This is a genomic window from Geodermatophilus sp. DF01-2 (assembly GCF_004571065.1).
Classification (GTDB): Bacteria; Actinomycetota; Actinomycetes; order Mycobacteriales; family Geodermatophilaceae; genus Geodermatophilus.
This window is the reverse complement of record NZ_SPQN01000192.1, coordinates 1-709: the sequence shown is the minus strand read 5'-3', so window position 1 is coordinate 709 and position 709 is coordinate 1. Positions and strand designations below refer to the sequence as shown.

Annotated in this window: 1 pseudogene; it reads right to left on the bottom strand. The window is 80.0% G+C overall.

Going from position 1 to position 709, the window contains the following annotated elements:
• Positions 1 to 709, bottom strand: a pseudogene (locus tag E4P41_RS21780) (hypothetical protein); the annotation flags it as partial.

Sequence of the window (709 nt, the reverse complement as noted above, 5' to 3'; positions counted from 1 at the left end):
CGGCTGCCGGCCCCCGTCGGCGCCGGTGACCGGCAGCCATGCGGCCTCCCGCAGCCGGTCCAGCGCCGCGGTGCACAGCGCCGCGTCGAGCTCGGCACCGGCCAGCCCGATCCGGGGTACCAGAGCGAGCACGGCGGCGTCCCCGGCGAGACCGGCGAGCAGGTCGGCGTAGGCCCCGGCGGCCGCGGCGACCAGCTCGTCGGTGACCGGGCCGGGCAGCACGTGCCGGCGGTCGGGCCCCAGCGAGAACGGCGCGATCAGCCGGGCCGGCAGCGTCAACGGCTCGTCGCTGGGCGTGGGCCCGTGCACCCGCTGCGGAAGCGGCAGGGGCACCGGCCGCCCGGCGTCGTCCAGCGGCACCGCCCAGGTGAGCGCCCAGGCGCGACGGTCGCGCTCCTCGACCGGACGCTCGGCGAGCAGCTCCGTGGGCAGCACGCCGTCCCGCCGCTCCAGCCGCCAGGTCGTCGTCCGGTCGCCGTCGGTCAGCTCGACCTCGTCGCGGCGGTACCGCGCCGACAGCGACCGCACCGCGCCGTCGAGGACGACGTCGGCCGCGGCGAGCCCGGGCAGCGCCAGCAGCAGCTCGGCGGTCAGCTCCTCCAGGCCCGCCCGGACGGCGGCCCGCGACCCGGCGCGCAGCGGCAGCACCACCTCGGTGGCGAAGCCCTCCGGCGGCCTGCCCTCGGCCGGCCACGGCAGCCGCAGCACC